The sequence below is a fragment of the Brevibacillus centrosporus genome, from assembly GCF_046622605.1.
Taxonomy (GTDB): domain Bacteria; phylum Bacillota; class Bacilli; order Brevibacillales; family Brevibacillaceae; genus Brevibacillus; species Brevibacillus centrosporus.
Genome location: NZ_CP176856.1, coordinates 5,197,537 through 5,209,505, shown reverse-complemented (window position 1 = coordinate 5,209,505; position 11,969 = coordinate 5,197,537). Strand labels below are relative to the sequence as shown.

At 53.0% G+C, this 11,969-nt stretch carries 9 protein-coding genes; 5 read left to right on the top strand and 4 right to left on the bottom strand.

Features of this window, described 5'->3' with window-relative positions; genetic code table 11:
• Positions 1 to 11: 11 nt before the first annotated feature.
• Positions 12 to 1,154, top strand: a complete 1,143-nt coding sequence (locus ACLIN2_RS26185) for an HlyD family secretion protein (RefSeq protein WP_411502573.1) — start codon at positions 12 to 14, stop codon at positions 1,152 to 1,154.
• A 65-nt stretch (positions 1,155 to 1,219) separates the two neighbouring features.
• Here ACLIN2_RS26185 and ACLIN2_RS26180 read toward each other — a convergent pair whose 3' ends face one another.
• The gene (locus tag ACLIN2_RS26180; RefSeq protein WP_411502572.1) at positions 1,220 to 2,767 is read right to left on the bottom strand and encodes a vWA domain-containing protein; all 1,548 of its coding nucleotides are present in this window, start codon (positions 2,765 to 2,767) and stop codon (positions 1,220 to 1,222) included.
• Positions 2,768 to 2,810: 43 nt separating this feature from the next.
• On the opposite strand from ACLIN2_RS26180, the gene ACLIN2_RS26175 reads away from it, so the two are divergent.
• Positions 2,811 to 3,599, top strand: coding sequence for a dienelactone hydrolase family protein (locus tag ACLIN2_RS26175; RefSeq protein WP_411502571.1), 789 nt, complete (start codon positions 2,811 to 2,813; stop codon positions 3,597 to 3,599).
• Positions 3,600 to 3,837: 238 nt separating this feature from the next.
• The gene (locus ACLIN2_RS26170) at positions 3,838 to 4,998 is read left to right on the top strand and encodes an iron-containing alcohol dehydrogenase (RefSeq protein WP_122961145.1); all 1,161 of its coding nucleotides are present in this window, start codon (positions 3,838 to 3,840) and stop codon (positions 4,996 to 4,998) included.
• An 80-nt stretch (positions 4,999 to 5,078) separates the two neighbouring features.
• On the opposite strand, the gene ACLIN2_RS26165 is transcribed toward ACLIN2_RS26170, so the two are convergent.
• A complete protein-coding gene (locus tag ACLIN2_RS26165; protein WP_175530581.1) occupies positions 5,079 to 5,510 on the bottom strand; it encodes a MarR family winged helix-turn-helix transcriptional regulator in 432 nt (143 codons plus the stop codon).
• A 124-nt stretch (positions 5,511 to 5,634) separates the two neighbouring features.
• Positions 5,635 to 7,089, bottom strand: a complete 1,455-nt coding sequence (locus ACLIN2_RS26160; RefSeq protein WP_411502570.1) for a SulP family inorganic anion transporter — start codon at positions 7,087 to 7,089, stop codon at positions 5,635 to 5,637.
• A 167-nt stretch (positions 7,090 to 7,256) separates the two neighbouring features.
• On the opposite strand from ACLIN2_RS26160, the gene ACLIN2_RS26155 reads away from it, so the two are divergent.
• Both ACLIN2_RS26155 and ACLIN2_RS26150 read left to right on the top strand, forming a co-directional pair.
• Positions 7,257 to 9,539 carry a DEAD/DEAH box helicase gene (locus tag ACLIN2_RS26155; RefSeq protein WP_092273768.1) on the top strand — a complete coding sequence of 761 codons (2,283 nt, stop codon included), beginning with the start codon at positions 7,257 to 7,259 and terminating at the stop codon, positions 9,537 to 9,539.
• Positions 9,529 to 10,938, top strand: coding sequence for a ribonuclease H-like domain-containing protein (locus tag ACLIN2_RS26150; RefSeq protein ID WP_411502569.1), 1,410 nt, complete (start codon positions 9,529 to 9,531; stop codon positions 10,936 to 10,938). Before ACLIN2_RS26155 ends, ACLIN2_RS26150 begins: the two co-directional genes overlap by 11 nt.
• Positions 10,939 to 11,056: 118 nt before the next feature.
• Here the strand turns inward: ACLIN2_RS26150 and ACLIN2_RS26145 are convergent, their stop codons facing one another.
• Entirely contained in the window at positions 11,057 to 11,632 is a 576-nt protein-coding gene (locus tag ACLIN2_RS26145) for a GNAT family N-acetyltransferase (protein WP_310229877.1), read from the bottom strand.
• Positions 11,633 to 11,969: the final 337 nt, after the last annotated feature.

The window sequence follows — 11,969 nt, the reverse complement described above, 5'->3', positions numbered from 1 at the left end:
GGTGTAACCTGATGAAGAGAAAAGCATGGGGAAGTGCAGTAGCAGGGATTGCTTTGCTCGTCGTGTTGACAGGATGTGGGCAGGTGCAGCCGGTTGCGCTGACAGCCGCTGCGAGCGCTGGCCAGCCATCCGTGCAAACCAAGGAATCCGTTCATACGTATACGGGCAAAGTGGAGGGGATCGAGGAAGTAACGATCTACGCCAAGTCGTCCGGAAGAGTAGCGAAAGTATTCCGCGATGTTGGCGATGCCATCGATGCAGGAACTCCGCTGGTTGGCCTGGAGCAGGAAGAGCTCGCGGCCAGCTTGCAGATGGCAAAAGCCGATCTGGCTTTGGCGAAATCGAAGTGGGAGGAAGCGAAAAAGGGCACGCGCAAGGAGGAGGTGCTTTACGCGGAAGCGGGCTGGCGTCAGGCGCAGCAGAAGTACATGGATGTAAAGAACGGCAAACGCCCGGAAGAGCTTACCCAGCTGGAGGCTGCTTTTCAGTCCGCGAAAACGAGCAAGGAGCTGGCTGCTGCGAAAAAAGAGCGAATTCAGGCGCTTTATAAGCAAGGCGCTGTCGCCAAGCAAGCGTGGGAAGACGCGGAGTCTGCCTACTCTACGGCCGATGCGCAGTTTTTGCGCAGCCAGGAAGATCTGGCGATGGCGAAGCAGGGGGCGACACAGCCAACCTTGCAGGCTCTGGAAGCAAACGTGGAGCAGATGAAGGCCATGTACGACAAGGCGAAAAACGGCGCAACTTCTGAGCAGATCGCCCAATTTGCCGCCGGGGTGGAAAAGGCGCAGGCAGTGGTCGACAACGCCGAGTACCAGCTAAAAAACGCGACGATCCAAAGCCCGATCAAAGGCTATGTGAGCACCAAAAACATCCATGCAGGCGAGATGATCAGCCCGAGCACGCAAGCGATGACGGTCGTCAATACAGAAAAGGTCTACGTCGTGATCGGTGTAACAGAGGCAGAGCTCGGAAACTTCGCAGTAGGAAAGGAAGTCGGCGTGGCGGTCGATGCCTTGGGCAAAAGCTTTCGCGGCAGTGTAGAGCGGATCAGTCCCAAAGCAGACCCGGGTACCGATACGTTTACGGTCAAAATCATGATCGACAACAAAGAAGGCACCCTGCGCTCCGGTATGACCGGGGTTGTCAGCCTGTAAATGGGTACGTTTCTAGGAGAAAACAAGGAACCTCCCTGCTGAAGTGCTGGAAGGTTCCTTTTATTTTAGTGACCCCGTATGGCGAGAGAGTCCTTAACCATACGCACAAACTCGAGCTGCTGCTCTCCAGACGCATTTGTTTCAGCCAGCTCGATTACATCACGCAAGGATCCGTCCTTTGCCCAGTAGCTTTCGTGAAGAATTTCTGCATACTCGGCCACTGCAGCCAGAAATTGCAGCTCGCCGGACAGCTTCGCCTGAATTTGCAGCGGCTGGCTTGTTTCCTCTACTCTTTGGGTCGCAGCATTGTGATAGCGTATTCGTACATCGCCGAGCTTGCCGGCTGATTCGTTTTTCACTTTCACTTCGTAGAGGGCCGTTACCGTATGGCCAGCTCCTACTTCGCCTGCATCTGTCTGGTCGTTGCGGAAGTCTTCGTCACGGACGTCCCGATTTTCATAGCCGATCAGCCGGTAACGATCCACGGTCTTCGGGTCGAATTCGACCTGAATTTTGACATCTCGGGCGATGGTTTGCAGGGTCCCTGTCAAAGCTTCCATAAAGACACGACGTGCTTCGGAAAACGAATCGATGTAGGCGTACTGGCCTTCTCCTTTGTCCGCGAGCTGTTCCATCAGCGTGTCATTGTAATTGCCCATGCCAAAGCCAAATGTGCTGAGGTGGATCTCCTTGCGTGCGTAATCCTCGATGGAGCGGAGGATGCCATGTGCGCTAGTCTCCCCGACATTGGCTACGCCGTCCGAGCAGAGGATGACCCGATGGATGGCACCGCGCTCGAATGCGCGCTCTGCCATTTCGAAGCCTAGCTGCAAGCCTTCTTCGGCATTGGTGGAGCCTTCGGGCTGAAGCTCGTCGATGGCTGACAGGATTGTCCGTCTGTTTTCAGCGGAGGTAGGATCGAGGATGACGCGTCCTGTTGAACCGTACACGACAATGCCCACCGTATCCGTGGGCTGGAGCTGCTCGACCAAGACTCGCAAGCTCTTTTTGACCAGCTCCAGGCGATTTTCCCGATCCATGGAACCAGAGACATCGATGACAAATACGAGATGAGCCGGTTTCCGATTCTCCGGGGCGATTTCTTTCCCTTTTATCCCGATTCGCACGAGCTGATAGCCCGACCCAAAGGGAGAGGGGCCGCCATCGACTTGAATGCCAAAGGTTTTACCAGCTGGCGCGGGATAGCTGGCAGGAAAATAGTTGATAAACTCCTCTGCCCGGACTGCCTCAGCAGGTGGAAGCGAGCCTTCCTGAATATAACTGCGGGTAATGGTGTAGGAGCCGGTATCGACATCTGCAGCAAAAGTGGAAAGATTGTCCTCATCGGTGGAGATAAACGGATTGGTGCCGTAATTTTTAAAGTACATGGCATCTGTGCCAGGTGGCGATGGCAACGGTCTTTTCAAAGCCATGGAATCTCGTGGCGCGGCAGCCTGACTTGCGGTGCTCTTCGGCTGGGACGAGAGCTCTCTTTCCGATTTCCCCGCTTGTGCAGACGAAGCAGGCTGCTGCGCGCTTTGCCCACTTGGGCTGCAGCCGACCAGAAGTGCAATCAAAGCAGTGGCAGTACCAGCCTTCTGTAATGTTTTCATCTCTATAGACCCCCTTTGTCTATCGGACGTGGGAAAAAAAGGAATGTTACAGGGGCGGCAACCGAATAATAAAGTTGTTGTAGATGGCAGCAAAGTTAAGCTCACCGGATTTATTACGAAAAAACACAGCAAAGCTGCCGCGATGATGACCGGCAGCTTTGCTACGCTAACAAGCAGGATAACGACAGTAAGGAAGCGAAATCGATTGAGCCACAATTTTCATAATTTAGATCTTGGAAGGAGAAGAGAAATGGCAGAGATTCTTTTGTTCCACCACTCATTGGGACTAACAAAGGGTATTAATGATTTCGCCGACAAAATCAGAGGGGCAGGTCACACTGTTCATGTTCCTGACCTTTTCGACGGTCATTTGTTTACCACGATCGAGGATGGCATGGCCTATGTCAATGAGATCGGCTTCGAAGAGATAACAGAGCGAGGTATACGTGTGGCCAGTGAGTTTCCGCGTGAGATCATCTACGCGGGGTTTTCGCTCGGTGTGGTTGCAGCTCAGAAGCTCGCTCAGACTCGTGAAGGCGCTCGTGGTGCATTGTTGTTTTACTCTTGCGTTCCGACCTCGATGTTCGGATCTACCTGGCCGGCGGAACTGCCGGTGCAAATTCATGGCATGGACGCTGATCCCTACTTCGTTGATGAGGGTGACATTGAGGCGGCACGCGAGCTCGTGGCTACAGCCGATCATGCCGAACTCTTTTTGTACCCAGGAAATCAGCATTTCTTCGCAGATAGCAGTTTGCCGTCGTATGACGCCAACGCAACGACCCTGCTGTTGCAGCGTGTACTTAAATTCCTCCAGCATTTGGATAACTGAGCGTTTGCTTAGGAACAGTCACATTCATGCGAGTGCCAGCTACGCTAGCGGGTTCGAAAGTTCAATGAGGCAGTCTATATCTTTATTATTCATTTTAGATCCGTGGATTGCTTCATTCTAACGTTGAGTCTAAAACTAATTTTCAAATACCTAGTGATTTAGAAGACCGAGACTCCGTGTACGATAAGGGGTTCCGGTCTATTACTTTATGATCATTGAACAGTAGGAGGGGATTCTTGTGAAAGCATTCAGCTATTTTTGCTCGACTCGTATCGAAATGGGGAGTGGAAAAACAAAAGAATTGCCGGCACTTCTGCAATCACGAGGAATAGGCAAATCTGTATTTCTGGTAAGTGATCCCGGCGTCATACGCGCAGGATTGGTGGGGCCGATCCAGTCAGCGCTTGCAGAAGCGGGCTTTTCGGTGACGCTGTTTGATGCGCTGAGTCAAAACCCACGGGATATTGAATGCCTGGAAGGGGCGGCTCTGTTCCGTGAGGCTGCTGCCGAGGTAGTCGTCGCAGTCGGTGGAGGAAGCGCGATGGATACGGGCAAGACCATCGCTCTTTGCGGACCAAACGGAGGGGCACCTGCGGATTATGCGGACGGCCGCTTGCCGTATACGAATATTGCGCCCATTGTATGTATACCGACTACTGCGGGGACAGGCTCGGAAGTGACGCGCTCGGCTGTTATTACAGAATCGACTACACATCGGAAAATGACGTTGAAGCATGCCGCTCTGCGTCCTACGCTGGCTGTCTTGGACCCGGTCCTGACTTACAGCGTACCGCCAGCGGTTACAGCGGCAACGGGGGTCGATGCTTTGGTGCACGCCATCGAAGGGTACACCTGCAAGGTGACCAATCCCATCTCGCAGGCTTTCGGAGCGAAGGCGATGCAAACGATTGTACGGGCGCTGCCAGCGGCGTACGCCAACGGTCAAGATGAAGAGGCACGCCATGCGATGCTGGAAGGAAGCCTGATGGCAGGTCTGTGCTTCGGGTCAGCGGATGTGGCAGCTGTCCATTGTCTGGCGGAGGCGTTAGGCGGCTTGTACGATACTCCGCATGGCGTTGCCAACTCGGTGTTTCTGCCATACGTCCTCAAGTTCAACGCAGCTGATAACAAGCCAATGCATGCAGCTTTGGCTCGCTACATGGGCTTTGCCAGCGATGCGGATACTGAAGACCAAGCGATTGACAAGCTGATCGGAGGAATAACGGAGCTGACACAGAGCCTGCAAATACCGAGACTCAAGGATTTGCCAGGTGTACGGGAAGAGGATTTCCCGCGAATCGTAGAGCTGTCGATGAAGAACGGTTCGACGCCGAGCAATGTCCGCACGATCACCGCCGAGGATTATCTGGCTATATTACAGGAAGCGTACCGCGCGTAAGAAACAAGGAAAAACCGCAAGCCTCGTCACACTTCCCGTGTGACCAAGCTCGCGGTCTTTTTCTTGTCCCTATCTGCCCCTCAGCGATTCTGAATGGTGACCATCTTTTCAAAAGTCTTCGTAAACGTTTCCAATTCATTCGGCTCCAGCGCCCCAATAATTTTTTCGAGCACTTTTCCGTAGTTTTCAATATCCTTCGTCAGGACACTTTTCCCGCGATCTGTGATGGAAACGAGCACATTGCGACGATCATTTTGTCCATACACGCGAGAGACAAAGCCACCGTCAACCAAGCGATTGATCATCGTGGAGATGGTGCTCGGGCGCACACCCAGCTTTTGTGCCAATTGTGTGATTTTGCAAGGCTGTTCTTCCGATATGAGTGTAAGCAAATAAAATTGCGGTCTCGTCAAATCGCCGCCGAACTGTTTTTGCATTTCTATCGTAATTTCTCGTTGCATCTTATTCATCGCTGCGCGAATCCGAAAGGCGTACTTCAGTAGATCATTCATCACGAACATCACCCTTCTTTATTATAACAAATCGCTTATGAGTTGTAGGGCATAGAAAAAAGCATTTTGTCCCCAAAGGATAGAGGAGCAAAATGCTTTTGTTTGCGTGTATCTATGAAAATACTCAATGACCAGACGGTGCCGAAATGCCGACCCGTTCCATTAAGGACCTGCTTTCGGCGTTCAATCCTTCGATCGAAACGTGCTTGCCGAGCTGCTGGTATTTCGCGACGACCTTGGAGACAGCTGTCACAGCGGAATGATCCCAGATGTGAGATCGACTCAGGTTGATGATGATGTGCTCCGGATCTGCCTGATAGTCGAACTGCTCGATAAAGTGGGTCATGGTGCCGAAAAACAGTTGACCGGAGATGACATATACTTTGATTCCATCCTCGTTCAGCTCTTCTGTAGATTTCAGGCGAGCCATTTTCCAGCCAAAGATAACAGCACTCAGAACCACTCCGGCGATTACGCCTTTTGCCAAGTCATGCGTAGCGACGACGATCGCGACTGTGACAAGCATGACGAGCGAATCGCTGACAGGGATCTTGCGCAGATTTTTCATCGATTGCCAGTCGAACGTGCCAATAGAGACCATCACCATGACACCGACCAGTGCGGCCATCGGAATCTGCTGTACGATATCGCCTAAGACCATGATCAAAAACAGGAGGAAAACACCAGCTACAAGGGTAGACAAGCGTCCGCGCCCGCCGGATTTGACGTTGATGACGGATTGCCCAATCATGGCGCAGCCAGCCATTCCCCCGAAAAAGCCGTTGATGAGGTTGGCGATGCCTTGTCCTTTGACTTCGCGGTTTTTATCGCTGCGCGTATCCGTCATTTCATCGAGAATCGAAGCAGTCATCAGTGATTCGAGAATGCCCACGAGCGCCAGAGGAAACGAGTAGGGCAGGATGATCAGCAGCGTTTCGAGATTCAATGGGACGACAGGAATATGGAACATCGGCAAGCTGCGCGTAATCTGCCCCATATCTCCGACCGTACGCAGATCCAGTCCGCCAAAGATCGTTATAGCCGTCATCACGATAATGGCTACCAATGCGGGAGGAACAGCCTTGGTAAAGCGGGGGAGAATGTAGATGATCGCGAGCGTCCCTAGTACCATCGCGTACATCACCCAGGAGGCCCCCACAAAATGCGGCAATTGCGCCAGAAAGATCAGGATTGCCAATGCATTGACAAATCCGATCACAACGGAATGGGGAACAAAAGTCATGAACCTTCCGATCCTGAGCATGCCCAGAAGGAACTGGATGACCCCTGTCAGCAAAGTGGCTGCAAGCAGGTACTCCAAACCGTGCTCTTTTACGAGGCTGACCATCAGTAAAGCCATGGCACCAGTCGCTGCCGAAATCATTCCGGGTCTTCCGCCAGCGAAGGCAATCGTCACAGCAATGCAGAAGGAAGCGTACAGTCCGACCATAGGGTCCACACCGGCAATAATCGAGAAGGCAATCGCTTCAGGAATCAGAGCCAGGGCCACGGTCATTCCAGCCAGTACGTCACCGCGTACATTGGAGAACCAATCCATTTTCAGTTGTTGAATGTTCAAATTGTTACCTCGCTTTGTCTTGGTTTTCTTGACTTTCCCCTTGCAGAAAAGTCGGGGCCGTTGAGTACAGTTCCCCATTATACAAAACGAGCTATCATTTATCCAGAATAAATTCATTTACATCGCGAACATCCATTCGTAAAATTGAATCAAAGAAGGTGACGTCGATGAAAATGAAAAAAAGCATGGCTGAGATTTTGGAGCATTTCCGCCAGGATGAACGATTCCTCGCGAATATCGCGCACTGGAGAACGATACCTGCGCGTGACGCCAAAACGGTTTCGTTTCCGAGTCAGCTGGACGCACGAATCCGCGAAGCTCTCGAAAAGCGAGGGATTCCTTCCTTATATACCCACCAGGAAACATCCTTTCGCCATGTGCGCGAAGGAAAAAGCATCGTAGCGGTGACTCCGACGGCTTCAGGAAAAAGCATGTGCTACCACCTGCCGATTCTGCAGACGCTGTCAGAGGATTCGCAGGCACGAGCGCTTTACCTGTTTCCGACCAAAGCATTGGCACAGGATCAAAAGAGCGAGCTGCACGAGCTGATCACCGAGATGGGATTGTCCATCAAATCGGAGACGTACGATGGAGACACGCCGGCGAATATCCGCCAAATGGTGCGCAAGGCAGGCAATATCGTCATTACCAACCCGGATATGCTGCATTCCGCGATCCTGCCGCATCACACCAAGTGGGTATCCTTTTTTGAGCATCTCAAATACGTAGTGATTGATGAGCTGCATACATACCGCGGCGTTTTTGGTAGTCACGTCGCCAACGTCATTCGCAGGCTAAAGCGCATCTGTGCCTTTTACGGCAGCTACCCCCAATTTATCTGCACGTCAGCGACGATTGCCAATCCCAAAGAGCTGGCAGAGCAGCTGACGGAAGAGAAAATGGAGCTGGTGGACAACAACGGTGCGCCTGCAGGAATCAAGCATTTTCTGTTCTACAATCCGCCGGTGGTAAATCGGCAGCTGAATATCCGGCGCAGCGCCACTCTCGAAGCCAGGGACATTACCGAGCAGTTTCTGGTCAACGGCATTCAGACGATCCTGTTTGCCCGCAGCCGCGTCCGCGTAGAGATTTTGCTGACGTATTTGCAAGAGCTGATCAAACGCAAACTGGGTCCGAAGACCATCCAGGGCTATCGCGGCGGGTATTTGCCCAGTCAGCGTCGGGAGATCGAGCGGGGCTTGCGCAACGGGGACATCATGGGTGTCGTCAGCACGAATGCACTGGAGCTGGGGGTAGACATCGGCCAGCTGCAGGCATGCGTCATTACGGGTTACCCAGGTTCGGTCGCCAGCACGTGGCAGCAGGCGGGACGGGCAGGCAGAAGGCAGGGGGAATCCGTTGTTGTGATGGTCGGCAGCTCTACGCCGCTCGATCAGTACGTTATCGCTCACCCGGAGTACTTTTTTGACCGCAGCCCTGAGACCGCTCGGATCAATCCAGACAATCTGATCATTCTCGTCGACCACCTGAAATGTGCGGCCTATGAGCTGCCGTTTCGTGAGGGCGAAACGTTCGGGAGTGCAGAGATTGTGGAAATTCTGGAGTTTTTGACCGAGGAGCAGGTGCTGCACCATTCCAAAGGCAAATGGTTCTGGATGAATGACTCGTTCCCGGCACACAACATCAGTTTGCGGTCGGCTTCCCAGGAAAACGTGGTGATCATTGATATCACCGAGCGCGGCAATGAACGGGTAATCGGGGAAATGGACCGTTTCAGCTCGATGACGCTGCTCCACGAGGAAGCGATCTACTTGCATCAAGGGACGCAGTACCAGGTAGAAAAGCTCGATTACGAGGAAAAGAAAGCGTATGTGCGGGAGGTATCCGTCGATTACTACACAGATGCCAATCTGGCCGTACAGCTGAAGGTCCTGGAGCAGGATCAATACCGCCGGGAGGGACAACGCGCCTTTGCCTACGGGGAAGTATCCGTCCACGCGATGGCGACGATCTTCAAGAAGATCAAGTTTGAAACGCATGAAAACATCGGTTCCGGACCGATCCATCTGCCGGAGGAGGAGCTGCACACGAATGCCGCGTGGATTGGCTTTTCCGACACGCTTTTGGAGGAGATCGGGACAGAGGACGTGGAGCGGGGGCTGGTCGGCTTGGCACATGTATTGCAGCACGTGGCACCGCTGTTCGTCATGTGCGACCCGATGGATTTGCATGTCATCCCGCAGCGCAAAGCCGTGCATTCCCAGGAGCCGACGATCTTTCTGTACGACCGATACCCCGGTGGAATTGGGCTTTCCGAGCAAGTGTACAAAGAAATGGAGACGATTCTGGCACAAGCGGAGCGTATGATCGTATCGTGTCCGTGCGAATCTGGTTGCCCCTCCTGCGTAGGAGCCACTGACGATGGCAGCAAGGAGCTGGCGATGACGCTGCTTCGTGTAGCCCAGGGAGGTAGCGCGTATGTCTCTTAAATCCAAGCTGCAGCGGATGAAGGGGCATCTCTCTCTGGAGAGCGACAAAAGCAAGGAAGCGGAGCAAGAGAAACCAGAGCTGTCAAAGGAAGCGGAAGCGGTCAGCGGAGCCGAGTCGGTCGAATCACAGCAGACTTCGGAGGAAGCCCTGCCCCAGCAGGCATCCGTGCTTTCCGATGCAGCTCCTGAACCCGAGATTCCGTATGCGGAACGGTGGAAAAGCATGCAAGCTGCTCCCTTCCTCTGGGAGGATGAGCATGTCATGATCCGCGAAGTCCGCTATCCACTACGTCAACAGCATGGAAGGTACAGCTTTGCTCAGCTGCACGAGACAATCGCAGCCTGGGAAGCGTCCGGCAAGCAGCATCCGTTGTCTGCAGCGGGGCGGCGGGCGGAGGATCTGCTGTTTTTTGACACGGAAACGACTGGGCTGTCAGGGGGAGCGGGAAATACCGTTTTTCTGCTAGGCTACAGCCGAATAGAGGGAGAGGACGTCGTTGTACGACAGCACTTTTTGCCCGCACCGCACGCGGAAGTGACGCTGTACCATTCCTTTTTGGAGCAGGCGAAGCAGTCGTCCCACCTGGTTACCTTTAATGGCAAATCGTTCGACTGGCCGCAGGTGCGTACCCGGCACACGCTCATTCGGGATCAGGTACAAGCATTGCCTGTCTTCGGTCATTTGGATTTGCTTCACGGTGCGCGAAGATTGTGGAGGGGCGAGCTGGAATCTTGCCGTCTGGCGATCATCGAGCAGGAAAAGCTGGGTGTCTATCGAGAGGACGATTTGCCGGGGTATTTGGCGCCCGTCCGCTATTTTGACTTTCTTCATTCCAAGGACCCGGACGTCGTGGAAGGCGTGCTGCGGCATAACGAAATCGATGTGCTTTCGCTAATGACGCTGTACATCCACGTCTCCTCGTTGCTCTTGGAGCACCAACGGGAAGAAGTATCGCAGGAAGAGCGATACGAAATTGCCCGCTGGTACGAAGCGCTGGGAGACAGGGAAACGGCTATGCAGGCGTATTTGACTGTCGCGCACAGCAGCCACCCTTGGAGTGTCCGCGCGAAGCTGGCTGCCGGCCATCTGTACAAAAAACAAAAGGATTGGCAGAGTGCCCTGCAGATCTGGGAATCGTGCATGCAGTCGAACGGGTTTATCCCGGAAGAAGTCTACATCGAGGCGGCAAAGGTGTATGAGCATCAGCTGGGAGACTGGGAGAAGGCTCTGCATTACACAAGACTCGCCTATGAGCAGTGGAAAAAGCGGGGGAGCCTGCTGCGTAATCGCTCGAAGGCAGAGGGGCTTGCCTTTCAGAAGCGGCTGGACAGACTGGAGGCAAAAGGGAACGCCCCTGACGGACCTTCCCTTTTTTCCCTGTATGAGCATGAAGAGTAAAAGAAACATAGCGTATCGAGAACCACCCAGGCTGCCTGTTTTCGTCATTCATGCGACGGAGAGGCAGCCTGTTTTTGTACTTGGCCATTTTCGTGGCAGCTTTTTGGATGTAGTCGCTTCAGCCAAGTACATATTTCGCCCGGTACTCATGTGCCAGCATCGACATGAGGATCGAGTCGTGATAAGCGTGTTGGTAGTAGAGGGCTTGCCGCTGAATGCCTTCTCGCTGGAAGCCTATCTTCTCGTACGCATGGATCGCGCGTTCGTTGTACGCAAAGACATTCAGTTCGATCCGATGCAGATTGAGAATGCCAAAGCCGTAATCCAGCATGAGCAGCATGGCTTCGCTCCCCAAGCCTTTTCCTTGATGCTCGTGCTGCTCGATAGCAATGCGGATAAACGCGTTTCGGTTAAACGTATCGATCGCGCCAATCTGGATATCCCCGATCACTTGGTCGTCGTCACGCATTGCGATGAGCAGAAGCACACTGGACGAATCCTGTGCCTTGCTTTCGATGTACTGCTGGATTTGCTCTCGCGTATAGTGCTTTTGCGTACCTGTCAGGCGGCGTCCCTCGTGATTGTACAAGGAACGAAAATACCAATCCGTATCCTCCAAACCGATGGGACGTAAATAGACGCGCTTCCCCTCCAAAAAGCGAACAGGCGGCGGTGCTGCTTCATGACATGTCATCGTATAATCTTCCTTTCCGTGTGCTGCTATTCTCTAGGATAACGCAGAGCCGCTGTCAGGAATAGGTAGAGTTTGAATGGAATGAAACAAGCCAGAAATCTTTTTGAAAGGCAAGGAATTAGACCTAGGTAGCTTCCTCATTTTGTGATCCGGGATGTTACTCGTCTATTCGGGTGAATGCTCTCCTGCATATACACATAGAGTCATCCAAATTTAACAAGAAAGAGGGCGACAGCATGTATTATCCAAGTTCCAATTGGTCGTCATCCCAATCCTCGTCTTACAACCAATCCGCGTATTACCCTTCCTCGTATTCCCCATCGCAAAGGCATGGGAC

Coding starts and splice junctions, on each gene's coding strand:
- ACLIN2_RS26165 (WP_175530581.1), bottom strand. CDS start 5,510: ATGAATGATCTACTGAAGTACGCCTTTCGGATTCGCGCAGCGATGAAT.
- ACLIN2_RS26175 (WP_411502571.1), top strand. CDS start 2,811: ATGTTACAGGGGCGGCAACCGAATAATAAAGTTGTTGTAGATGGCAGC.
- ACLIN2_RS26180 (WP_411502572.1), bottom strand. CDS start 2,767: ATGAAAACATTACAGAAGGCTGGTACTGCCACTGCTTTGATTGCACTT.
- ACLIN2_RS26150 (WP_411502569.1), top strand. CDS start 9,529: ATGTCTCTTAAATCCAAGCTGCAGCGGATGAAGGGGCATCTCTCTCTG.
- ACLIN2_RS26155 (WP_092273768.1), top strand. CDS start 7,257: ATGAAAATGAAAAAAAGCATGGCTGAGATTTTGGAGCATTTCCGCCAG.
- ACLIN2_RS26185 (WP_411502573.1), top strand. CDS start 12: ATGAAGAGAAAAGCATGGGGAAGTGCAGTAGCAGGGATTGCTTTGCTC.
- ACLIN2_RS26145 (WP_310229877.1), bottom strand. CDS start 11,632: ATGACATGTCATGAAGCAGCACCGCCGCCTGTTCGCTTTTTGGAGGGG.